Here is a 24,072-nt window from a genome sequence, read left to right on the forward strand (position 1 = left end):
TATTCTCCTTTGATATCGTAAGTTATGGCATACTCCTGTATGCCGTTATTATACCACTTCTGTGCTTTAAAGTCAAGACAAGATACACAAAGAGAGACTATCTTATAACAAGATAGCTTATTTGCCCATTGCGTTAAAATATGTATGAAAACGATAAGAGTTGTGGCGGCTGTGATATGCGACTCACTTCAAGCAAAGACACGCATTTTTGCAACCGCAAGAGGATACGGCGAATTCAAAGGTATGTGGGAATTCCCCGGCGGAAAGATCGAACCCGGTGAAACTCCTCAGCAAGCGCTTGTGAGAGAAATCCGTGAGGAGCTTGATACCACAATCAGAGTTAGAGATCTTATCGAGACTATCGAGTACGATTACCCCGACTTCCACCTGTCCATGGACTGCTTCTGGTGTGAGGTGGTCAGCGGCGATCTTGTTCTGCTGGAGGCTCAGGAGGCACGGTGGCTCACGAAAGATGAGCTTGACAGTGTGAAGTGGCTGCCGGCGGATATGGGACTGATGGAGAAAATACGCAGGGAGATAAACTGAGTTCATGTATTTATCAACTCCAACTCTCGCAAAGCACTTCAAAGATATACCTGTGGTTTACTTGATTTTTCAGAAAAGCTATGATACAATACATGTAAAGTCAGAACAGGAACGGTCGGAATCAACCTCTGTAAAAAGAATTATTACGAAAGGAGTTACCCGAAATGAAACAGTTTACTATGGTTTATCTGTACAGTGAACACTATGAAGTAAGTTTCTATCACGAGAGTGAAGAGGCTCTATTTGTGCTGCATACAGATAAAAGTAGTGGATAGTCATTTCGGAGGACACTTTCTTTGTGTTGTGATCCATACAAATGATAAACACCGCCTGTATGTAAGCAGGCGGTGTTTTCGTTTTCATAATACAAAGAAAGGAGTTGCTCACGATGCCAATAATCGATGTGAAAGCAACAGGTAATAATATCAAGAATATCATCAAATCTAAGGGCTTCAAGATATCCGATGTACAGGCTCGCTGTGGTTTCAATACTCCGCAGGCGATATTCAAGTGGATGCGTGGAGACGCTGTTCCCACTATCGACAACCTGATAATACTGGCAGATATGTTTGATGTACCGATAGATAAAATAATAATCGTCACCCGAATATGAGTGACGAAATATGGGTAAGTGCGCCGAATTGGTGAAGACAGCGGATGCGCTGTGAGCGTAGCAAGGAAGTCCCCTTGGGGGATAAATCCGTGACATAGAAACGCTGTAGGTTCGAGTCCTACCTTACCCACCATATGGCGGATTCGTCTAACAGGTCAGGACAAGAGGCTTTCAATCTCTAAATAGTGGGTTCGATCCCCCTATCCGTCACCACAAGCTGAGCCAGCTTGACCGCAGCCACGTTGACGCTCGCAAGCTCGCTCACCTTGTTTGTAAGTGTCAGTCTGCTTTCGCTTACGGAAGTTTATTCAACACGAATCATCTATAACTGGTCGCATAAGCCTAACCGATAAGGCAGCAGTTTGCTAAACTGTGAGTAATCGGGATATTCCGATGTCTGAGTTCAAGTCTCAGTACGACCGCCAAAAGCATTATGCAGAAAATGCACATTACTATGAGTTGTTGTATTATTTGCAACAACTGAAAAATGAACTGTTGCAAAAAACGCAACAGTTCCTGCTAAAATGAGTTGTCGCATATTTTGCGATAACTGACAACAGCTCCCGTCCAGATAGAGACAGGAGCTGTTTTTTATTGAAAAACGCCCCCAAATATGATATAATTATGGAAACTATCGGAAAGGAGCCGCGGCTACTATGATAATACTGATAACAGGTGCTTCACACACAGGGAAAACGCTCCTCGCGCAGAAACTGCTTGAAAAATACAAGTACCCTTACCTGTCTATCGACCACCTGAAAATGGGACTTATAAGAAGTGGTCAGACCGAGCTCACTCCCTATGACGACGACAAGCTGACGGCATACCTCTGGAATATCCTGAAAGAGATGATAAAGACTGCCATTGAAAACGAACAGGATCTCATAATCGAGGGCTGTTATATTCCCTTTGACTGGAAGAACAGCTTTGACGCCGACTATCTGTCGCAGATAAAATACATCTGCCTTGTTATGAGTGAAAGCTACATAACCAGCCATTTCAGCGACATTGTCAGCTTCGGGAACGCTATCGAGAAAAGGCTCTCCAATGACCTCAGTATTAAGGACGTAATACAGGACAATCAGGAATATCTCCGCGGCTGTATCAGTTACGGACTTGACTATTTTCTGATAGATGATGAATACGATTTGGAAAGGTGCTGTATATGACCAACCCATGGGAAGAAATAAGTCTTGACGACTACGAAAAGCACATGAGCCTTGATTCTGTGCGGCAGCTTCAGGCGCTTGATTCCATAATGAAGGAGCAGTTCTCCGCCTATCCTTTGGAGACTGCCGCGGTTCTGGGAGTTGCAGGCGGAAACGGACTTGAACACATTGACACCGACAAGTTCCGCACAGTCTACGGTGTGGACATCAATGCTGACTATCTCCGTACGGTATCTCAGCGATATACTCAGCTTTCGGGAGTTCTGGAGTGCCTGCACATCGACCTTATAAGCGAGGCAGAGAAGCTCCCGCAGGCACAGCTTCTGATAGCGAACCTGCTTATTGAGTACATCGGCTACGGAGCGTTCCAGCGAGCCGTTTTGCAGACCACTCCACAGTACGTTTCCTGCGTGATACAGATAAACACGGACGAGGAGCAGTGGGTGTCGGAGTCGCCGTACCTGCGAGCCTTCGACAGGCTTGACGAGGTACATCACCAAATGGAGGAAAAGGCACTCACGGCTGCCATGAACGATATAGGCTACTCGCTGATATTGCAGGAGTCATATCCACTACCTAACGAAAAGGCACTGGTGAGGTTGGATTTTAAGAAAAACGAGGTGTAATATGTCATTTTTATCGAAATTATTCGGCAGTAAAAAGCCTGAAAGAGAGCTCAAAGTCATTCACGACAAATACTGTGATTTTACCGATGCAGACGACGTTTCAGAGTACAAAGGCACAGTGAAATGGCTCAATTATGACTGTGACATTGTGCTTGATGTTGATGAGTTCCCCTGCGAGAACCCAACCATTGAAAAATCACTCGCCGTGTTCCATATGCTTTACGAAAATATGGAGGAATGGGACAGAAAGGTCAAGGAGTGTGCCGCGGCTGAATTTATGGACGAAAACGGTATGGTCGAGATATGGGGCGACGGCAAAGAGGACAATGTTCCGCCAATGCCAAAAGAAGAATTCATAAAAGAGATTGCTGTTTTTGAAATACTCATTACAAACAATGGCGAGATAACATTCAGGATACCTGCTGACGGCTTGTTCACTGACCATGAGATCGTGATTGAAGCCAAAAGCACCGGTGAGATACTGTCCTGTTCACTTGCGGGATAAACCACTATAAATCCACCTGACACAACAAGCCACAAAATATCAGGACACTGTGCCTTTCAAATGCTATAATAATAAGTAGTCAGCTCATTGTTTTTCAATGCATTTCTTATATCTTCAACTGAGTATTTCATCGAAGCTCCACCCTTCCATATTGACTTTATCATATCCCTTATATTTTTCATAAAACTATATCTATATGATTATTTTATCTGTTAATTCAATGTATATTCTGCAATTTTTAGCAGCAGCTCAAAAAAATCCACTCAGTACACTATTTCCGCATAGAACTATTGTGCTGATACAAAAAGGACGGATAATATCCGCCCCTACAAATATAAATAATTATTTGTGTTAGAACGAACAAGCCCCGAGGCATAGCCTCGGGGCTGAACTTTTAGTTTATCTTATCTTTGAACCAACAGGGATACTGTCGTCAACAAAGATGACCTTTACACCGTCAGGAGTATCCGCTGCGCAGATCATGCCGTTGCTGTCAACACCTCTGAGCTTTACAGGCTTGAGGTTAGCAATGAGCTGGAGTTTCTTTCCGATAAGGTCCTCGGGAGTATAGTACTGAGCTATACCCGATACTACCTGTCTGCCGCCCATGCCGTCATCGAGCTGTAAGCACAGGAGCTTGTCCGACTTCTTTACCTTTTCACAAGCCACTACCTTTGCTACTCTTATCTCTACCTTAGCGAAATCGTCAATAGTGATCTCAGGCTTGAGCTCTATCTTCTCAGGCTCAGCAGCTTCTCCGCCTTTCTCAGCAGCAGAAAGCTTAGCCTTTGCAGCTTCCATATTTTTTATAAGGATAGAGTTGAGCTCTTCTATCTCCTTGTCAACGTCTATTCTCGGGAAGAGTATATCGCCCTTGTGAACTGTTACATTCTCGGGAAGTACGCCGAACTTATCAAGCTTGTCGTACTCAACATCAGCAGCTGATGCGCCTATCTGCTCCCATACCTTTGGCATAACTGTAGGCATGAAAGGTGCAAGGAGTGCAGAAGTTATACGGATAGCTTCAAGGAGATTGTAGAGAACTGCTGCAAGACGTGCTTTCTTTGCCTCGTCCTTGCCCAGCTTCCACGGCTCAGTCTCGTCGATGTACTTATTAGCGCGTGAAACTACCTCAAAGACAGATTCGAGAGCCTGCTTTATCTTTGTTTCATCAACAAAACCGTCAACAACAGAACGAAGTCCCGTTACGGCAGCCTTGAAATCATCGTCTATAGCTTCAGCCTCACGCTCTGTGGGAAGAGTGCCGCCGAAGTACTTGTCAGCCATAGCAACGGTACGTGAAACGAGGTTTCCGAAGCCGTTTGCAAGGTCTGAGTTTATACGGTTTATCATTATCTCGTTGGAGAAAAGGCTGTCTGCACCGAGAGCCATTTCGCGGAGAATATGGTATCTTATGGAATCCTGACCGTATCTCTCACCCAGTACGAACGGGTCTACAACGTTGCCGAGAGATTTGGACATTTTCTCGCTTTCACCGTTTTTGCCTGCCATTGTTATCCAGCCGTGTACAGCAAGGTGCTTTGGAAGCGGCAGGTCAAGTGCCATGAGCATTGCAGGCCAGATGATAGCGTGGAAACGCATGATATCCTTTGCTACCATGTGAACATCAGCAGGCCAGTACTTCTCATAGTCGCTGTGTGCTGAGTTCTCATAGCCAAGAGCTGTGATATAGTTGGAGAGCGCGTCTATCCATACGTATACAACGTGCTTCTCGTCAAAGCTTACGGGTACGCCCCATGTGAATGAAGTTCTTGAAACGCAGAGGTCCTCAAGACCGGGCTTGATGAAGTTATTTACAAGTTCTACAGCTCTTGTCTTTGGACGGAGATAATCTGTCTCAAGGAGAAGCTTCTCTATGCGCTCTGCAAATGGAGACATCTTGAAGAAATAAGCCTCCTCCTTTGCGAACTTTACAGGTCTGTGACACTCGGGACAGCAGCCGTGCTCGTCAAGCTGTGACTCAGTCCAGAAGCTTTCGCAAGGTGTACAGTACTTGCCTGAGTATTCGCCCTTGTAGATATAGCCCTTGTCGTAGAGAGCCTTGAATATCTTCTGTACGGCTTCAACGTGGTAATCATCTGTAGTACGGATATATCTGTCGTAGGAAATATTCATGTATTTCCAGAGGTTCTTGAATTTATCAACTATAACGTCAACGTACTCCTTTGGAGTTACGCCCTGTTCAGCAGCCTTCTGCTCTATTTTAAGACCGTGCTCGTCAGTACCTGTGAGGAACATTACGTCATAGCCCTGCATTCGCTTGTAACGGGCAATAGAATCGCAGGCAACTGTTGTATAGCAGTGACCGATATGAGGATCGCCCGAGGGATAGTAAATCGGTGTAGTAATGTAAAAGGGTTTCTTTGACATAAAAATCGCTCCAATCTGAGTGTAAAATTCCTTTTCCGAATGAAAGAAAAGGTACAAATCTTATTATACCACGTTTTTTGAGATTTGTCGAGTATAAATTATCATTATATAAAAAAGCCATTAGCCCTTAGCCTTTAGCTATTAGCCAAGGTGTCGCCTTCGGCGAATAATTTAAATATTGTGAGCGTCTGTGAACACCTTCGGCTAACGGCTAATTAACGAGCATATCATAGGTAACGCCGTATTTCTCGGCGATATCCTTTGCGTAGGACATTCCCTCGGGAGATGCTACCTCCACCTTAAAGGAGCGTTTACCGTTATCGCTCTTCACTATCAGTGACGAGAGCTTCACACCGCTGCTCTCCTTGTTGAGCTCCTCTGCATCTGCGGCAAGCTTATGCATATGAGTATTGTATATAGTCCTTACCTGCTTTTTCAGCAGTGCTCTCACGGAGTCCTTTGCGATATAGAAGCCCTCCTCAAAGGAAGTTGTGGAGAAAGTCTCATTGAGCAGAAGCAGGCTGTCCTTTGTACATTCGGAGTATATCGCCTTAAATCTTACGCACTCCTCACCAAGTCTGCCCAAGTCCATAGTCTTGTCCTCATCGGCAGGAAAATGAGTATATATACAGTCCACAGGCTTATACTCAAAGGACGATGCAGGCACGTAAACGCCGCTCTGTGCAAGGACATACATAAGTCCCACAGCCTGAGTAATTGTCGTCTTGCCGCCTCGGTTAGCTCCCGTAAGGATATAGATAGTATGCTCCTTATCGAATTTAAGGTCGTTGTATACCAGTTCCTCAACGCTCTGCAAATTAATGGCAAGCTTCAAGTTGTATAAGTCCTTTGCGTCCATAGCTACATCATCGCCTCTGATGACCTGTGCTTCACAGAACCTAAAGCCCTTTTCCATGCATTTGTCTATGAACTCCGCAAACTTGATATAATACATGAATTCGGGGATTATCTGCGATATATTGACGATAGCGATGTCTGCGTATTTAGTAACGGTGTCCCCCAGCTTCTTCACCACAGAATCCAGCATCTTATTCATGACCTTGTCGAGGTAACTCGTTGCATTTGCCGAACCGTCGCCGTCTGGAGTCTTTGTTATAGTTGCTCTTATCCTGCCGTCTACAAATGGAGTCTTTGTAACAGCAAGATATCCGCCTGTATTCTCTATGAATTTCGAGACTTTATGCTCGTTGAGCTTATCTACCTGATGATAGTGCATATCGCCGTCCCATTCATTGCCCTCCTGCACCTTGTTCTTTGACGCGATAGCATCGGCAAAATTGGTAACGATATTAGACTTTTTGAAAGGCTTGTCGTTAACGGAGATAAGTCCCATACTTACGGCTTCAAATCTGCTGTTGACGTTGACGCCGAGGGTAACGCTCTCTATTTTCAGTGATTTTATTTTAAGCTCGGCTATGTCCTTTTTCATTTCCGCAAAGCAGGCATCGCTGTAAAGCTCGTCGATATATGCCTTGAAGTTGATAAGTCCCTCGGACTTTATTTCCGCATCGGAAAGGCAGTCTCTCATAGCTTCCACGCACTTGATATAGTCATCGAGCTCGTCAAGCCTGTGCATGAGATGCCAGAAACCAAGCTTTTCATCTGTTTCCATGCGTGAGCCGCTGAACTTTCTCAGGAATTCTATCCTGTCAAACAGCTCCGTCAGTTTATTTCTCAGCTCGGGCAGCCTGAGTATATCCACGAAAACCTTCTGCCTGTAAACTGCCACACGGGGATCGGCAGTCATATTGGATAAGATGCTCATTATAAGGTTCTGTTCTCTCGGATCATTGGTCAGCTCATGGCACAGTGTATCAAGTCCGAGATCATGGCAGGCTGAGTCGGAAAGCTGCTTATATACAGTATCCTCATAGTATGGAAATAATATACTGAAATGATTATTTGACTTCATATTTCAGCTCCTTTCGCTAATAATAACAGATTTAGGGAAATATTATCATCTTTTTCGCTTATCATAAAACTAAGCCATTAATTTATGCATATCGTTCATTAGAAAAAAGCACAGATACTCCTTTCGGAAATATCTGTGCCGTATTTTTATTACTTATGGATATCGCTTACGTCTACCTTTTCGGTCTGTCCTGTCTTTACAAGGACTTCGTTTATCTCACCAACAAGCGAGATGATATCATTGATAGACTTATTGATAGTCTCAGAGCTTTCGTTAGTTGTGGTAACGTTGTCATCGAGAGCACCAAATGCGTCAATAGTAGTCTCAAGGATAGATATGAGCTGTGATACGCTGTCGGAATCCATTGTAGAGTTGTCATTACAGAAAGCAACGACATTCTCAAGGAGATCCTTAACTACAGCAGCTCTCTCACTTGTAGCCGATGTAGAATCGCCTATACTCTTCATATTATCATTGATCTTTGCAACATTAGCCTTCAGCTTGTCTGAAAGTGCGAGACATTCCTCTGTGATCTCTTCGAGCTGTTCATTCTGTCTGTTCAGTGCAGAGTGTCTTGCAAGGAGGACTGACTTTGCATGAACGATACAGTTATCAGGTGTATTGAGACCTCTGTATATAGCTATCGCCATATCACGGCAGGTATTGTATCCGCAGGCATGACAGTCATACTTACGATCCTCAGCTGTATGCATTCCCATTTTCTCGAAAATAGGATCAAGCTGCATATTGCTCGGAACCGGTGACGGCATGGAAGGCTTGTAGTTTCTGAGAAAGTCGGAAACTCTCAGCTCGTCATCAAACTTCTTGAAGAGCCTGTCATCGCCTCGTCCCATGATACCTGTAGACTTACGGCGTGTCTTTGCCTCGTTCTCGATACTTCTCATAGTTGCCATAGCATCGAATACAGTCTGCTTTGTACCTGATGCAGGTCCGATATTACAGCCGAATTCACATGAAAGAACATCGAATATTCTCGGGTGCTTTGACTCAGGCATTCTTCCGTACATATCGATCTCAGCGAATACCTTGTGTACGCCCTCTGAATTTGTGATATTCATATCAGGATCATGGAGCCACATATTATCTCTGAGTCCGCCCGGACGAGAGTAAACAGAACCCATTTGTCCCTGTGCTTCGTCAAACTTATACTCAAAATCTTCAGATGTATCAAGGTCGATATTGATATCGTTACGGTCAAAATACTCAAAAAGCTTCTTGATAGTAACGGTATAATCAATGAGACCTGTATCAATAGCCTCATACTTTTCAGCGATACACGGGGAAATAACTGCGATAGGATTGTTCCTTCTCAGATACTTCTTTATGTATATGGCACTGCAGGCGATAGGGCTGTGGATAGGTGAAAGGTTCTGCAAGAGCTTAGGCTGATAAGTCTCGATATACTTTACAACAGCAGGACACTGCTGTGTGATGATATTGCCTATCTTATCCTGTTCGAGAGTTCTCAAATGCGCCCATGTACAGATATCAGCACCGTATGAAACGTCAAATACTGTACATCCCTGCTTCTTGAACCAGTCAAGAACGCCCTTCCACTTTGTGGGGAGAGCAGTCTTTAAAGCAGGAGAAGCCATGATTATGATCTTTTCCTTAACGATGTTTGAGATACATTCATCTGTATCATCTATAAAATCTCTTGCACCGTGATTGCACTTCTTTACACATTCGCCGCAGGCAATACACTTATTTGGATTGACCATTGTTATAAAACGTCCGTCCTCAAGCTGTTTGGTCATGTTGGCTTCCGGTGCTGGACATTCTCTTACACAAGCATTGCAGCCAACACATTTTTCTGGTTTTACAATGATAAGTTCACTCATAATGTATATACTCCTTAAATAATTCAGGAAAATTCTTTATTTCTTATTCAAAGCATTTGCCTTTGCCGCAAGTGCAGCAAGATCTATTTTACCGCCTTTTTTCTCTCCGCCCTCGGGCTTCTTTTCAGCGGGCTTTTCCTGTTCCGGATCAGTATCTTTTTTCTCTTCCGTATTTTTATCAGTGTTTTCTTTTTTAGCTCCGATGGACTCTGCCATTTGTTTGAGCTTATCAAGTTCTTCCTGTTTTTTGCGTTTTTCTTCCTCGCTGTTCATATTATCACGTATCTTATCAGCAAGGCTTGCAGGCTTTTCAGGATACTCGGGATTATAGTGCTCAGGTGTTTTGAATACAGGGATACCGCCGTTTACGAGCTTCGTCTCTGTATCTCCGAGAAGCTCCTTTGCCTTCAGCAGTCTGTCGATGCCTTCATTTCTCAGCTGTTCAAAAGCTTCTTCCATGAACTCGACCTGTGATTTGAGTATATGTACATCATCGATCGCGGCAGCTCTGAGATTATTTGAAGCTACCTCCATCTGCTCGGCTCTGTTCTTTGCCTCTGCAAGTCTCTCGGCAGCAGTCATCTCTGCCTCATATATGATATGCTCTGCTTCAAGATTTGCCTCGGAAACGATATCCTCAGCAAGCTTCTTGGCTTTATACTCCATATCAGCAGCCTTTGATCTTGCATCGCTTTCAAGCATAGATCTCGACTTCTGTGCTTCGATAAATACACTGCTGAGAGCAGTAGCCTCGTCCTGTGCCATTAAAGCAGCGCACTTTGTCTCGGCAGTTTTCAGCTTATCTTTAAGCTCTTCTATCTCAGCCTCTTTGTCTTTCAGTTCCTGCTCGTACTTGCGGTTTTCATCATCAGTCGCTTTAAGCTTCAGATTAAGGGTATTATTCTGGACCTGTACCTGTGTAAGCTTGGCGCGTTCTTCGGCAAGCACTGATTCCTGTGCCTTTTCCTTATCCGTACCTTTTTTATATGCCTCCAGCAGGAGTTTTGTTTCTCTGAGCTCATTTCTCAGATCATGTACCTGTGTATTGAGAAACTCCATTCTCCTGACAACAGATTCCTTATCATATCCGCCAAATGGGACAGTTTTGATAAATCTTGGTTCAGCCATAAAAAATATCCTCCTTGCTTCACCCGACCGAATGGTGATCTGCAAAGCAATGCAGAAGCAAGCGCATTTATCGAGTATTGATATATAATCATTATACACCATATTGAAAATATAGTCAATGAAAAAACTGCACAAAAAAGAGGGCGGTTTTATGTAAACCGCCCAAATAGTACCTTTTTTACTCTGCAATGCAGATATTACCAGTCATTTTCACTGTCTGCGATAAGTTTTTTGACCTCTTCGTTATTGTAAAGTCCCAGATCAAAGAGTCTGTCAGCCTGTTTCTGAGTTATTTTTCCCTGCTCTGTAAACACGAACTGTCCGTGCTGACGCTGTGTGCCGTCCCATGAGTCTATGACCTGGAGCCAGCCGTTCCTGTCAAGAGTCTTTTCGGGGAATTTCGAGTCGGGATAGAATTTCTGAACTATCATCTTAGCGCACTTATTATGGTTGGTATAGCCGCAAGAATAGGTATCGCCCTCGGGAGATATCCAGCCCAGCTTGAACTCGGGATCGTTGAGAGTATACATCTCTTCAAGCTCAAGAGGAGTCTCCTTATCGGACTCGATTATCCTGTTGAAGCCGTATTCATCGGGGCGGAAGTGATAATAGCCGCCTCTTCCGTCAAAAACTACGGGCAGCTGTTCCTCGGTGATTATATCTTCAAAGCCTGTTCCCTCAAGATCCTCGAGGGTATCTGCGTATCTGTAACAATAGCTCCCCGTAGAGGAATCATATACCGCATATTTTTTCACCTGAAACACCTGCCTTTCATTATTATTGTTAATTTTTTGCTACAGGTATATTTTAACACTTTTCCTACTCTCTGTCAAATAGAATAAAATTCAGAAAGTACGATATCTTTGTATAAATTGCACACATATACGGGTAAAAAAGCGGCTGCCACAACTGACAGCCGCTCTGCGATCCCTTCGGATCAGATATTCATTACTGTGCTTATCATGTTACCGCCGTTCATCTTAGCGTTTCTCATAGCTGTATCAAGCTTTACGAGCAGTGAGTTAACGTTAAGGCAGTCGCCCGGTAAGTAGTGGTAAACAGCGCCTGAGCAAGGAAGCTGAACTGCGAGGTTCAGTACTTCGTACGGGCTGCTCATTACACGCTGGATATTCTGAGCGATACCCATTGCCTGGCTCTCGGAGATATTCTTGTTGAATACGAAGCAGAACTCATTACCTGTGATGTTGTAGATCTCTGCAACTTCACTGAATTCTTCCTTGAGCTTCTCAGCAACTGCTGCGAGGTACTCGTCACCGAAGTCATATCCGTAAGTATCGTTGATACTTCTGAAGTTATCCATATCGAATACTGCGATCTGGAATCTGCCTGATTCGAGTCTGTCGTTGATATCGTTATCAAGAGCATAACGGTTCTTCATACCTGTAAGAACGTTGATAACAGCAAGGTCGCTTGCCTTCTGACGTGTAGTCTTGAGCTTTGCATCGACCTCTGCGAGGCTCTTCTCACGCTCTTCGAGCTCGAGTCTTGCTTTCTTAGCCTTTCTTGCGAACAGCCATACAGCAATTTCACCGAGGATAGCAACTACGAGCATCATTGTCATAAGGAGATATGACTGGATAGTGTTTTTCCTCATGATCTTACCTGTATCAGCAGAAACGATATCAATTGTAGATGTAAGCATCTCTGAAGCTGTAACCTGCATAGGATAGATGTCCTGCTTCAGGATATAGCCCATTTCCTGATAGTTACCTGATGTTACGGCACTTGTACCCATAGCGTCAAGCTTCTGCTTATAGGAATTGATGATGTTCTTAGCGTAGTTATATCTTCTCATAGCCTCATCTGAAAGGCCTTCTGTTGCTTCAAAAGCGTGCTCGGCATCAATGATGTTGCCGTAACGTGCTTCGGTATCCTTTGTGATAGCTTCCATATCAGTTTTAAGATTTGCTGCGATAGCGATTGTATCGTTGTTGATCTCTGAAAGCTGACCGTTGATCTTGTTGAGAGAGTTCATAACTCTCGATGTTGTCTGTGAAACATTTGAGTTGTTCCAGTAGATCCTGTCAACGAGGATAGCGTTTACAATGTACATAACAGCAACAAGAATTGCAGCTGCAATATATGCACCTGAATTTTTAAATTTTGATTTTCCTTTAGCCATTAGTTCCTACCTCCATCAGAATTTATCGGGATAAAGCAAGAGCTGAATGTATTCGTCATTCATATTGCTTCCGTTAACAAAGGTAGCACCGATATCAAGGTCACAAGTAACGCTGGTTCCGCCGATAAGTCTCTTTGCATATCTTACACCAACATAGCCCATCATATATGGATTCTGAACTACTGTACCGTCAAGAGTGCCCTTTCTGATAAAGCTTAGCTCTTCTTCATCAGAGTTAAATCCTATAACGATGATCTTGTCATCAAGTTTAAGCTTGCTTACAGCATCACAAACGCCGAGAGTAGTATTTGTGTTTGTTGCAAACATGATAGAAATGCCGTTTCCGTCTTCCCCGAGGAGTCTAAGAGACTCTTCCTCAGCCTTTTTACGTTCTGCAACGCGATCGCCCTGGATAAAGCTCTTTGAGAACTTTTCAAGCTTGCTGTTGTATTCAGCCTCAGCTGCTTCCTCAGCTTCTCTGAGCTTGTCAGGATCTGTTTCTGTAACTGTAGGTTTCTTTATTTTCTGAGCTGCATATGAAGTAAGTACGCTGATAAAGCCTTCGATACGCTCTTCAGCTGTAGAAGCGGTATGACCGATGATAGCGATCTTGCCGAGCTTTTCATAATCAGCACCCTTATTCTCGAGGATCTTGGCAACATTTCTTGCTGCTACCGCACCGCTGTCAATATCGGACGATCTTATGAAAGAATCGATCTTGCCATAATCGTTTACCTTTGAGTTGATGTTTACGATCTTGATTCCCTTTGCAACTGCTTCATCAAAAGCAGAATTCAGCTCTGTCGGGCTGTTAGGAGCTATAACGATAGCCTTTGCGTCAGCTGCTATAGCCTCTTTGATAGCGGCTACCTGTGAAACGTAATCATTATCACTTGTCGCAACTGTATAGAGTATCTGAGCACCAAGCTCTTTTCCGGCATCTTCTGCGCCCTTCTTTACATCATCCCAGAAGCTGAGCTGCTGTTTTGTGATAACGGCTATCTTCGGAGGCGGACCGCCTTGACCACCTTGACCTCCTGGACCACCTGCATTCTGAGACTTTCCGCATCCGGCTGAAATAAGCATCATAGCAGAAAGAGTGCATGAAGCAATTGCTCTGAATATGCTTTTTCTTTTGTTCATTATACTGAACCTCCTTAAATCAATTAAACCCGATACACCGCAGGATATCTGCTGATATTCCACTTACATCCTCATATCATGGAACATATGAGCTTGCGGTTTTTCCCCCAGTCAGGCTATGTCTTGATATCCATAACTCATTTTATCACATTTCTTCCGCAATTTCAACACTATTTTGTAAATTGATTATTCGCGGCATGTACAAAAATATCAAAAAATTTATATGCATTTTAATCAATTTTATACATCAGGTTAATTTAGCTTAATAAATTACAGATATGCTTAACCGATTTGCATTTCATAATATTTTTTCTCGATAATACGCTCGGTAAAAGGTACTTTAATATTGCACAAACTATAGCGGTTATTTTTGTAAAAGTTAATTCAAATTTGCCTGTTCATTTTCTTTACGCTTGACATTGATATTGAAAAGTGTTATACTAAATGTGATAACAATATAAAGTCGCATATATAATTATTGCGCTGCTATATTTATACGTCAGGAGGAGAGATCATGCAATGCGAGAAATGCAACGCACCACTTGACCCTAAGCTTACTGCCTGCCCTCAATGCGGTGCTCCCGTTCCGCAAAACATCGAGGGATTTGAAAATACTATGGAGTTTCAGCATGAGCTGCGAGCTATCGTTGTAAACGACGGTCCGCGCGCTGTAACGAACAGGGATAGATTTATCGGTCTTCTCAACGATCATATCCCTGATTATGATAAGGAGCGTCGCTTACTTATTAATATGTATCGTACAGGCATACTTAAAATGATGCTTGAGGAAAAAAATCACGAGATAGCTGTTATGAAGGCTAAGAGCTATATGCTCGGTGATCTTTTCCTTTCGGAAAATGCTTCGGAATTCGTGGTCGCTTGTTTTACATACCTTCTTTGCTGGCCCTATGAGTCACCGCTGAAGGTGCTTCCCGAAAGTGAGGACGGCGACGATAAGAAGGAAGAAGAGACAAGAAAGAGACCTGTTGATATCAACGAAATGGTATTTATGCCGCGTAACGCCCTCAGATACAGACTCAGCGGCAATATCGCCATTCCCGACGGATATACAAAGCTCGAAGCCTTCTGCTTCGATAAATTCGGATCACTCAGAACTATCAAGCTCCCGTCAACGCTTCTTGCTATCGGCGAGTATTGCTTCTCATCATGTAAGCGTCTGAGAGGTCTTGACCTTCCAGAAGGATTAAGGATAATCAAGCAGGGTGCTTTCAGCCAGTGTACAAACCTGGTAATGGTAAAGATACCTGACGGCGTGCTCGAGATCGAGGACAGTACGTTCTCTTTCTGTACAAGCCTCGAAGTTATTGAGATACCGCCAAGTGTAAGCAGTATCGGTGCGGAAGCATTTTCAGGCTGTGACAAGCTGAGAAAACTCTTCCTCCCCGAAAGCATAAAGTTCATCGACGCAAATGCTTTCTCATACTGCCCCAACCTTGTTATTTACTGCATAGAAAATTCATACGTTCATAAATACTGTTTAGCCACTGGAATAAGGTTCGTCCTCGTGACCTCGGCTGAAGAATATGAGCTTGACTAATTAAGAAAGGATGAGATCATATGATAGAGCTTGAAATAGGTCAGGAAGTCGAGATGGAATTCGGAGGCAAAGCCAAAGTGCTCAGCGTCATCGGAAGCGGTGGTCAGGGTATCGTTTACTTGGTTCGCTTCAACGGACAGAAATGGGCTCTTAAATGGTACGACATCAATAAGATGGCAAAGCCTGCTGCATTCCGCAAGAACTTACAGAACAACATAAACGATGGTCCCCCAAGCAATAAGTTCCTCTGGCCAAAATATCTCACAAAAGAGATGGAGGACGGAACTTTCGGCTATATCATGGAGCTCAAGCCCGAGGGATTTGACTCCTTTGTTGACATCCTCAATACTTATAAGCTTGAGATAGACCCGCTTACGGGAAGAGGCGCAAAGCGTCCCGTAAAATTCAACACCCTCAGTGCTATGGTGACCTGCGTTATCAATATCGTTAACGCTTTCAGACAGCTTCACCGTGCAGGTAAGAGCTATCAGGACCTTAACGACGGAGGCTTCTTCATCAATGTAAATACAGGAGCTGTCCTCGTCTGCGACTGTGATAACATCGCACCTGACGGAAGCAACTTCGGTATCGGCGGTAAGCCGGGATATATGGCTCCCGAGGTCGTAAGAGGCATCGCGCAGCCAAATGTTCAGACCGATAAATATTCACTTGCTGTAGTTTTATTTAAGCTCCTCTTCAGAGGCGATCCTATGGAAGGCGAAAAGGTCGTAAGAGACGTTTGCCTTACAGAGTCCTCTGAGCTTAAACACTACGGACAGAACGCAGTTTTCGTGTACGATCCCGATGACGCTTCAAACCGTCCTGTAAGAGGTATACACGACAATATAATCAAGTTCTGGAGAATTTACCCTGATTATATAAAAGACGCATTTATCCGCTCCTTCACTACAGGTATAAGCGATCCTACAAAGCGTATCATCGAGAATGAATGGCAGAAGCTGTTCATACGCCTCAGATCGGAGATCATACAGTGTGGCTGCGGAAGAACAAACTTCAGTTCGATGTTCATACATCAGAACGAAAAGACATTCAAATGCCCGAAATGCGGCATGGAATTCGTTACAATCGGATTCAGCAACCGCGATTACCGTACACCGCTTTATCTCGGCTGTAAATTCTATGAGTGCGAGATCGTTCCCGAATCAGACGACTTCACAGCTGTTGCGGGCGAGCTCGTCGAGAATAAGCTGAAACAAGGCGTGCTCGGTATCAAGAATTGTTCGGACAGACAGTGGAAGGCAAAAATGCCGGACGGAGTATTCTACGATATCGCTCCAGGAAAAGGTTTCCCTGTATGGCAGGGGCTTGAGATCGATTTCGGCGAAGTGAAAGCACAGATCTAACCTGCTGTTTCAAAGCAGTATTACTGAAAGGATGTATGTAAATTATGAGCAATGAACATGTTACAGAACCGGAAGTGAACAAAAACGTTTCTCCTCTGGACGATTTCGATAATGCAGAGACAGTTTCTTCTGCAGCTTCTTCAGCTCCCGTATCCGACGACAGCATTCTCGATTTTGATGACGATCCACTCAGTGCGACAAGCGTTTCCAAAAAGAGCCTCGTTATATTCTTCCTCATTGATACTTCAGGAAGTATGAAGGGCAAGAAGATGGGCGAGCTCAATACCGTTATGGAAGAGCTTATCCCTGAGATACGCAGAGTCGGCGAGGCTGATACAGACGTAAAGATCGCTGTTCTTACATTCTCTACCGAGGTAAGATGGATGTATTCAAATCCTATCCCGATAGAAGATTTTGAATGGGCAAGACTCCGTGCAAGCGGCGTTACAAGTATGGGCGCAGCTTTCAAGGAGCTCAACCACAGAATGTCAAGAAACAGCTTCCTCAATTCACCTTCTCTGTCATTCGCTCCCGTTATATTCCTTATGACAGACGGATATCCTTCCGATGACTATAAGGAAGGTCTGAGAGAGCTTCAGACAAACAGCTGGTACAAGTTCGGTCTTAAAGCCGCTCTCGGTATCGGTCAGGAAGCTAATGACAATATCCTTGCTGAGTTTACAGGCTCAAAGGATACAGTTGTTCACGCTTACTCAGGCGGACAGCTTGCTCAGATGATCAAGATCATCGCTGTAACCTCTTCTCAGATCGGCAGTAAGAGTATGACTCTCTCTGACGATACGAGCCACGAGATTGGAGAAGAAGATGTATTCGCTGCTAAGCAGAAACTCCTCGGTCAGCAGATCCAGGAGCTCGTTAGCACCCAGACCGATGGAGATGACGTCCCCTTCGATACAGGTTGGTAATATCATTAAAATTTCGGGAGGAGGACTGAAAAAATATGTTCAACGGCTTTAACCACTCGGTCATGGGCGCAAGCCATGAAAAGACCAATCTGGTTTGTCAGGACAGCTCTGCTTTTAAAGTCGGCGATCACTACGCCATAGCTGTAGTTGCTGACGGTCACGGAAGCAAAAAGCATTTCAGGAGCCACCTCGGTTCAAAATTCGCTGTTGAAGCTACTATCGAAGCTATAGACCGTTTTTACGAGGATCGTGAGGCTCTGGAAGCAAATCTTCCGACTAATCACAAATTCATAATAAAAAATATAGAAAAGCAGATTATCTCAAACTGGAATGTGAAGGTTGAAAAGCATCTGGCTGAAAACCCCGTTACCGATGATGAGAAAAGCAACTTTACACCAGAAGAATTTGAGGCTATCCTGCCCGAGTCATATTACGGCACTACCCTCGTTGCAGGAATATCAGGAGATAATTATACCTTCGGCGTACAGATCGGCGACGGAAGTCTCGTAGCTTTATTCGAGGACGGAAGAGCTGTTATGCCTATGGAGTATAACGAATCCGCACCTGCCAACGTAACTGCTTCGGTATGCAATTCAAACGCTGCATCACTGTTCAGCAGCTTTTACGCACCGAATAAAAAACTCATCGCCCTTTACGGTTCTACCGACGGATTGTATACTTCCTTCGGCAGTGAGTATGACTTCCTTGATTATCATACCATAATCACAAGTCAGCTCGTTAACCTTGAGACCTTCAAAAACATCATAGTCAATAACCTTAGCAAAAGATCTCGTTTCGGTACAGAGGACGATATTTCCCTTGCTTGTATATATAATGAGGATCTTCTGAAAGACAGGATCGACCTTATAAATAAAAGAGTCGATGAAAACAAGAAGGCTGCGGCACAGAGAAAGGCAGCTATGCTTGACAAAAAAGTCTGACATAAGCTTTAAGTAACTAACGCAGGAGCGTTTAATAATTTAAGAAAAGTGGTGTTTGATATGGAAATTAGCACTCTCTACAATACAGCCAAGAATTTTGCTGAAACATTAAAAGAAAAAAGACCTGAGCTCGCAACATACGATGCTTGTTTATGTCTTATAGTCGCTGATTCGGGCGACATCTTTTCGGGAGTTTCCACTGTTTCGATCAATGAAGGTTCTGTAGAAGATGTACCCGCAGAAAGAATAGCAGTAATGTCTATCATTACTAAGAAGCACACTATCGCTAAGCAGATGATCGTTATTTCTCTTGACGATTTCAGCTATTTCAAGCCTGAAGACGAGGCTCTGTCTCTGCTGGTAAATTCGAGTGTAGATAACAGCAGCTGTCAGGTAGTCCTTTCACCTGACGAAGAAGTTGCAGCAGCTACCCTTGCACCTGCATCAGCTGCTCCTGATTTCCTCAGCGGTTATGATGAGGCATCTCTCGGTGCTCCCGCTGATTTTGCAGATGACGTTAACGTTGATTCTGCTAATCCATTCAATGCAGAAAATAAGGACGAGGGCGCAGCTAACTCTCTCTATGAGCATCCTGAAGAGGCTCAGCAGCAGGGCGCAAGCGGCTTCCCGAACCTTGTAGGTCAGCAGCAGGGTTATCCTCAGCAGCAGGGCTACCCACAGCAGGGCGGCTATCCTCAGCAGCCGGGTTATCCACAGCAGGGCTATCCACAGGGCGGCTATCCTCAGCAAGGCTACCCACAGCAGGGTTATCCACAGGGCGGTTATCCACAGCAGGGCTATCCGCAGCAGGGCGGCTATCCTCACGGCTACCCACAGCAGGGTTATCCGCAGCAGGGCGGCTATCCACAGCCGGGTCCTTACGGCGGAAATATGCAGAACTCAATGTATCAGCAGGGCATGAACGCTGCTCCTTACAGACAGGGTTATACAGGTCCTTCTGTTCACGGCGCAAGCTCAACAATGAGAAGTCTCTATCAGCAGCCACAGCAGAGCGTAAGTGTTACTCTTACTTCTAAGTCTAACGGCGAGAATGCTTTTAAAAAGAGACTCAACAGTTTCCTTGACGATGACGATGATACAAGTACAAGCGGCGAAGGCGGTACAGGCGACAGTATGTCAAAGGAAGATATGCTCAAGCAGGCAAAAGACAGAAAGAAAGTCGCAAAAGCAAATCTGAACTTCAAGAAGAAGCTCTGATAGTTTATTTACCGCGTTTATTACCTGTATAGGTAATAAATTAATGAACTATCATTAAGCCACACAAATAATTTAAGTAAAGTATTGCATTTTTCGTAGTTTTGTGCTATAATGAATTTTACGAGGTCATTATATGATTTCTATATTATGTCAATACCTGTATTTTGTGTGTAAATGTACAGTTAATATTTCGCGTTAAGGAAAGGGATAGCCATGAATTACTTGCTCAATATCGATGAAGCGATAGACCGTAAATTTCTCGTTACCAAAGCTATGAGAGGTCAGGCTGATGTGGGTACTATCATCCATGTCATGGACGCTGAACAGCAGGGCGCAGCAGTTATTGTTTACTACCGCGTTACAAGATATAACGAGAAATTCCATGATTATCAGGATTATACGGCAAAGTTCGAGAACCTCGCCGCATTCTGCAAATGGGCACAGCCTGATAACTTTATTGCCCGTAATTATGAGTGCTTCAGTTTAAGAGATATCCAGCACTATATCAAGATCAAGAACAGAAGCTTTACTTCTTTCTGTCTGCCGATCATTATTGTTGCTGCTATCATTATCTGGTGTCTCTCACTCTTCGTTGTGAAGGGCGTGGTAGGAATAATCATTGGTGCTTTCCTCACCATTGTGGTCGTTATCGCAGCATTTGCACTGCTTAAAGTCCAGAAAAAGAAGGAAAAGATGCGCTTGTATCGTAAGGTCAGCGCGGGCTGGGGCGTAGTATTTGAATAACTCCCCCAAGCACAAGCTACTGTTAAAAGAGCTTCATCAATTATATTAATATTACGCACTTCCCACCTATAACAGTCTATCAAACAGAAATACAATGCCCCTTAAAGGCTCGGACAAGCTTGACTTGTCTGCCTTTAAGGGGCGTTTTTATTATTATCTTACCTTTTGTCCGTCGTAGAGTTTCTTTGATGATGAGATTATGATCTTTGAATTCGGATCAATTCCGAGATCATATATACCTGCATCGGTGTTATTTTTATCTCTTATGTTTACGCTGTATTTCTTCGCTGTGTATTCCTTTCCGAAAAATCCCTCGCTCTCCTCTGCAACGAATATCTCTCCTCTTGTCTCGCTTACTCCGAATTCTATAGCATTGAGCGGTATGCAGTCGTATGTATCCTCGGAAAGTACGCTTCCCTTCATTACGCCTATCTCTCCTGCTTTCAGCTCGTCGTCGGACTCCACTGCAAGCTCAACTGTATATCTGCCGCCCTCAGCTGCCTTGTAAATTCGTTTTACTTCGCAGTTTTCTTTTTTTATCCTGCCGTTTCTGAATTTCAGCTTGAATTTATCGCCCACGGATATATATTCTATGCTGTCCTCGTCCACATCAGTCCTGAAAACTATGCCTCCCGACATATCAGAGACTATTAACGCCGCGTTTTCAGAAGTAAGCTCGCCTAATGAGACAGTTTTCGAGGTTATGATACCCTCTGAGGGACTGTATATGAAACCGTTCGTCTCGTCAAGCTTTCTCAGTGCTTCCAGCCTTTCCTGCTTTTCGGCAAGCCCATAGCAGACTGTGGGATCGCTGTTTATAAGTACTGCCGCCGACTCGCTCGTCACATCGCCTGCCCTTACAAGCACACCTGTGACCACTCCTGCCGCGCTGCTGTATACGATACAGCCGTTGTTGTATATCTCTGTGTATCTGTCCAGCTCACGCTGCTTTTCTTCGATACTGTTTGTAATGGTATCGGCTGAGTGCTGATCTTCGTTTTCATAATAGCCATCACGGGTGGAGATATCCGCGTTGAGACTGTTCTCGATATCGGCTATTCGTCTGCTTAGATGCTCGCTGTCAATACGCAGGAGCTTTTGTCCCGCGGAAACGCTGTCACCTGCTTTCACATATACCTCAGCGGTACGCAGTCCTGCTTCCGTAAACACAGGGGTACTGCCGTCATTGGAATAAGCAGAGGCAGTTTCAAGTTGCTCGGCGATCTCCTTTTCCAGCATTGCTGCTTTCTTGTGGAGATACTCCATATCCAGTTTCATAATGGTCTGATTTTTTATAACTCTGTCTCCGCACTCAACGTCCAGCTCCGCTACTCTCAGTCCCTCGGGAATGAAAACAGGCTGGCTCTTCAATGCTTCAACTGTTCCGCTGTATTCAAATTCGTGGGATATGCTCTTTCTGCTTACAGACATACAGCTCACACAGGGCATACGCTCTGTGTACAACATTCGTGAAGCAAAGGTCAGTATGAGCATTGCTGCAAGAAATATCAGAAAATACTTTATTGCTCTCTGTTTTATCTTTTCTTTCATTGTCTACTCCTTGAGGGCGGAAGCGATAATTCCCTGTTCAAGCTCGTCCTGCCCAATGACGAATACAAATACCGCAGGCACAAGTGTGGCTACTGCCGCAGATAAAAGCATCTCTCCCCTCTCTGCTCCAAGCATGGGCAGATACAGTGACAGCGGATACAGCCGCTTGTCTTTGAGAAATGTCAGCGGCTGCTCCACCATATTCCAGAGGTCGAGAAAACTAAGTACCACGCAGGCAAGTATACCTGACTTTCCGAGAGGAAGTCCGATATACCTTAGTACCTGCCATTCGTTTGCTCCGTCTATCCTTGCGGAGTCAGCCACATCACGGGGGATGTCCGCAAACCCGCGATATATGAGAAATACAGGGAAGGTGGAAAATATCGCAGGCAGTATGACTGCAAGGCGATTGTTCATTAGCTTCATACCGTCTATAACAAGATACTGTGAAAGCATCGTTACCTGAAAAGGTATGAGCATGAATATTATGTATATATCAAAAAGAAGCTTTCGTCCTTTGAATTTTGATCTTGCAAACGCCCACGCCGCAGGTACGGCTGCAAGTGTCTGAAAAAGAAGTATAGCTCCCGTTATCAGGAAAGAGTTCCAGAATACCCTGTAAAAATCGGGAGTGTATAACAGCAGCTCCTTGAAGTTGTTCAGCGTTGGGTACTGGGCGATGTAGTCTATCTTTGAATAATTTCCTTTGAAGTTGATAAGGGGCGAAAGGGTCTTTGCAAGCTCGTCTGAGGACTGCAATGGAAGTATCACTGCAAGAAACAAGGGAAACATAACAATGATACATATTACTGCCATTACAGCGTACACGGAGGGTATGCGAAGCTTTTTTGTCATGTCTGTTCCTCCTTGTCCCATGCCTTTCTGAGCAGTATTATCGCTCCAAGTATGACAGCGAATACCATTACTGCTGCCGCTGCCATTTTGTCAAGATCCATATTCACGAACCAGTTATTGAAAAGATGCTGCAAAAGGTAGATGTGCCGGTCGGGATATGCTCCTGCTACAAGATATGCCTCACGGAATACCTTGAAGGAGTTAAGGAATGATATTATTGTGATAGTATAAAGCGTAGGTTTAAGCTCGGGCAATATGATACGGAAAAGTATCTGCCTGTCATTTGCACCGTCCACCTTCGCAGCATCGATCACAGCTGTGGATACGCTCATTATGCCCGTAAGCCAGAGAAGCACCGTGTATCCGAGGTTTTTCCATATATAGCTCCCCACCAGCACCCAGAATGAAGCCGATGAGCTTAGAAAGCTTACCGCGCTGTGTCCGTGAGAGGTAAGGATATTGTTTATATAGCCTGAGTCGCTGAAAAGTATCTGCCACACCAGCACAAGGGCTGCGGTAGGAACTGCCAGCGGAAAAAGAAGTACAGACTTTATAAGTCTGATGTATTTTAGCCTGCTGAGGGCGTATGCTGCCAGAAATGAAACGGATATGAGCAGCGGCAGACATACTCCCACGAATTTTACAGTATTCTTTACAGCAAGCCTGAACGCTTCGTTGCTGAATACAGCTTTATAATTGTTTACCCCAACAAAATCACCCGTTACAGCTGTACAGAATGACCTGCGTACAGAGTCCGCAAATGGCAGGAACGTGAACACCATTACTCCTGCAAGGCTGGGCAGCAGGAATGGCAGATACCCAAGCTTTCTCCGCGAAAAAACTTTATTTGTCATAG

General features: G+C 44.3%; 21 protein-coding genes and 3 tRNA genes. 14 read left to right on the forward strand and 10 right to left on the reverse strand.

Annotated features, from left to right (window positions below; all coding sequences use genetic code 11):
• Window positions 1-144: 144 nt before the first annotated feature.
• From BLW60_RS05485 to BLW60_RS05510, 8 genes are all read left to right on the forward strand, one after another.
• Window positions 145-546: a (deoxy)nucleoside triphosphate pyrophosphohydrolase gene (locus BLW60_RS05485; RefSeq protein ID WP_074715058.1), complete on the forward strand. Its 402-nt coding sequence runs from the start codon at window positions 145-147 to the stop codon at window positions 544-546.
• A 388-nt stretch (window positions 547-934) separates the two neighbouring features.
• Window positions 935-1,159, forward strand: coding sequence for a helix-turn-helix domain-containing protein (locus BLW60_RS05490; RefSeq protein ID WP_031563275.1), 225 nt, complete (start codon window positions 935-937; stop codon window positions 1,157-1,159).
• 12 nt (window positions 1,160-1,171) lie between these two features.
• A tRNA-OTHER gene (locus BLW60_RS16740) sits at window positions 1,172-1,292 on the forward strand.
• Between the two features lie 3 nt (window positions 1,293-1,295).
• Window positions 1,296-1,372 (forward strand) — tRNA-Glu (locus BLW60_RS05495).
• A 117-nt stretch (window positions 1,373-1,489) separates the two neighbouring features.
• Window positions 1,490-1,584 (forward strand) — tRNA-Ser (locus tag BLW60_RS16745).
• A gap of 231 nt (window positions 1,585-1,815) precedes the next feature.
• On the forward strand, window positions 1,816-2,328 hold the full coding sequence (locus tag BLW60_RS05500; RefSeq protein ID WP_074715061.1) for a P-loop nucleotide/nucleoside kinase family protein: 513 nt from the start codon (window positions 1,816-1,818) through the stop codon (window positions 2,326-2,328).
• Window positions 2,325-2,954: a methyltransferase type 11 gene (locus tag BLW60_RS05505; RefSeq protein ID WP_074715064.1), complete on the forward strand. Its 630-nt coding sequence runs from the start codon at window positions 2,325-2,327 to the stop codon at window positions 2,952-2,954. Before BLW60_RS05500 ends, BLW60_RS05505 begins: the two co-directional genes overlap by 4 nt.
• A 1-nt stretch (window position 2,955) precedes the next feature.
• Window positions 2,956-3,459, forward strand: coding sequence for a DUF2262 domain-containing protein (locus BLW60_RS05510; protein ID WP_074715067.1), 504 nt, complete (start codon window positions 2,956-2,958; stop codon window positions 3,457-3,459).
• A 399-nt stretch (window positions 3,460-3,858) separates the two neighbouring features.
• On the opposite strand, the gene metG is transcribed toward BLW60_RS05510, so the two are convergent.
• The 7 genes from metG to BLW60_RS05545 all read right to left on the reverse strand — a co-directional run bounded on the left by metG (window position 3,859) and on the right by BLW60_RS05545 (window position 14,059).
• Complete coding sequence (gene metG / locus BLW60_RS05515; RefSeq protein WP_074715069.1) at window positions 3,859-5,850, reverse strand: methionine--tRNA ligase; 1,992 nt, start codon at window positions 5,848-5,850, stop codon at window positions 3,859-3,861.
• 211 nt (window positions 5,851-6,061) lie between these two features.
• Window positions 6,062-7,783, reverse strand: coding sequence for a MutS-related protein (locus BLW60_RS05520; protein ID WP_074715072.1), 1,722 nt, complete (start codon window positions 7,781-7,783; stop codon window positions 6,062-6,064).
• Between the two features lie 149 nt (window positions 7,784-7,932).
• Window positions 7,933-9,645, reverse strand: coding sequence for a [Fe-Fe] hydrogenase large subunit C-terminal domain-containing protein (locus tag BLW60_RS05525; RefSeq protein WP_074715075.1), 1,713 nt, complete (start codon window positions 9,643-9,645; stop codon window positions 7,933-7,935).
• Window positions 9,646-9,681: 36 nt separating this feature from the next.
• Complete coding sequence (locus tag BLW60_RS05530; protein ID WP_074715077.1) at window positions 9,682-10,773, reverse strand: GumC domain-containing protein; 1,092 nt, start codon at window positions 10,771-10,773, stop codon at window positions 9,682-9,684.
• Between the two features lie 197 nt (window positions 10,774-10,970).
• The gene (locus BLW60_RS05535; RefSeq protein ID WP_074715081.1) at window positions 10,971-11,528 is read right to left on the reverse strand and encodes a hypothetical protein; all 558 of its coding nucleotides are present in this window, start codon (window positions 11,526-11,528) and stop codon (window positions 10,971-10,973) included.
• Window positions 11,529-11,710: 182 nt separating this feature from the next.
• Entirely contained in the window at window positions 11,711-12,916 is a 1,206-nt protein-coding gene (locus BLW60_RS05540) for a GGDEF domain-containing protein (RefSeq protein WP_074715084.1), read from the reverse strand.
• Between the two features lie 15 nt (window positions 12,917-12,931).
• Window positions 12,932-14,059 carry a substrate-binding domain-containing protein gene (locus BLW60_RS05545; RefSeq protein WP_074715087.1) on the reverse strand — a complete coding sequence of 376 codons (1,128 nt, stop codon included), beginning with the start codon at window positions 14,057-14,059 and terminating at the stop codon, window positions 12,932-12,934.
• A gap of 514 nt (window positions 14,060-14,573) precedes the next feature.
• Here BLW60_RS05545 and BLW60_RS05550 point away from each other — a divergent pair.
• From BLW60_RS05550 to BLW60_RS05575, 6 genes are all read left to right on the forward strand, one after another.
• Window positions 14,574-15,617, forward strand: a complete 1,044-nt coding sequence (locus tag BLW60_RS05550; protein ID WP_074715090.1) for a leucine-rich repeat domain-containing protein — start codon at window positions 14,574-14,576, stop codon at window positions 15,615-15,617.
• Window positions 15,618-15,637: 20 nt separating this feature from the next.
• Complete coding sequence (locus BLW60_RS05555) at window positions 15,638-16,981, forward strand: protein kinase domain-containing protein (RefSeq protein ID WP_074715092.1); 1,344 nt, start codon at window positions 15,638-15,640, stop codon at window positions 16,979-16,981.
• Between the two features lie 44 nt (window positions 16,982-17,025).
• Complete coding sequence (locus BLW60_RS05560; protein WP_074715094.1) at window positions 17,026-17,907, forward strand: vWA domain-containing protein; 882 nt, start codon at window positions 17,026-17,028, stop codon at window positions 17,905-17,907.
• Window positions 17,908-17,942: 35 nt separating this feature from the next.
• On the forward strand, window positions 17,943-18,848 hold the full coding sequence (locus BLW60_RS05565; protein ID WP_074715097.1) for a PP2C family serine/threonine-protein phosphatase: 906 nt from the start codon (window positions 17,943-17,945) through the stop codon (window positions 18,846-18,848).
• Window positions 18,849-18,908: 60 nt separating this feature from the next.
• Window positions 18,909-20,066 (forward strand): hypothetical protein, encoded by a 1,158-nt coding sequence (locus BLW60_RS16750; RefSeq protein ID WP_175460895.1) that lies wholly within the window; start codon window positions 18,909-18,911, stop codon window positions 20,064-20,066.
• A gap of 213 nt (window positions 20,067-20,279) precedes the next feature.
• Complete coding sequence (locus tag BLW60_RS05575) at window positions 20,280-20,810, forward strand: hypothetical protein (RefSeq protein WP_074715099.1); 531 nt, start codon at window positions 20,280-20,282, stop codon at window positions 20,808-20,810.
• Between the two features lie 153 nt (window positions 20,811-20,963).
• Here BLW60_RS05575 and BLW60_RS05580 read toward each other — a convergent pair whose 3' ends face one another.
• The 3 genes from BLW60_RS05580 to BLW60_RS05590 are packed head-to-tail and all read right to left on the reverse strand — an operon-like array spanning window position 20,964 to window position 24,070.
• Window positions 20,964-22,361, reverse strand: a complete 1,398-nt coding sequence (locus BLW60_RS05580) for a biotin/lipoyl-binding protein (RefSeq protein WP_074715102.1) — start codon at window positions 22,359-22,361, stop codon at window positions 20,964-20,966.
• A 3-nt stretch (window positions 22,362-22,364) separates the two neighbouring features.
• The gene (locus BLW60_RS05585) at window positions 22,365-23,216 is read right to left on the reverse strand and encodes a carbohydrate ABC transporter permease (RefSeq protein WP_074715104.1); all 852 of its coding nucleotides are present in this window, start codon (window positions 23,214-23,216) and stop codon (window positions 22,365-22,367) included.
• Window positions 23,213-24,070: a carbohydrate ABC transporter permease gene (locus BLW60_RS05590; protein ID WP_074715107.1), complete on the reverse strand. Its 858-nt coding sequence runs from the start codon at window positions 24,068-24,070 to the stop codon at window positions 23,213-23,215. The genes BLW60_RS05585 and BLW60_RS05590 overlap by 4 nt, the downstream gene beginning before the upstream one ends.
• Window positions 24,071-24,072: the final 2 nt, after the last annotated feature.

The sequence above is a fragment of the Ruminococcus flavefaciens genome (assembly GCF_900108555.1).
In the GTDB taxonomy this organism is placed as follows: Bacteria; Bacillota; Clostridia; order Oscillospirales; family Ruminococcaceae; genus Ruminococcus; species Ruminococcus flavefaciens_P.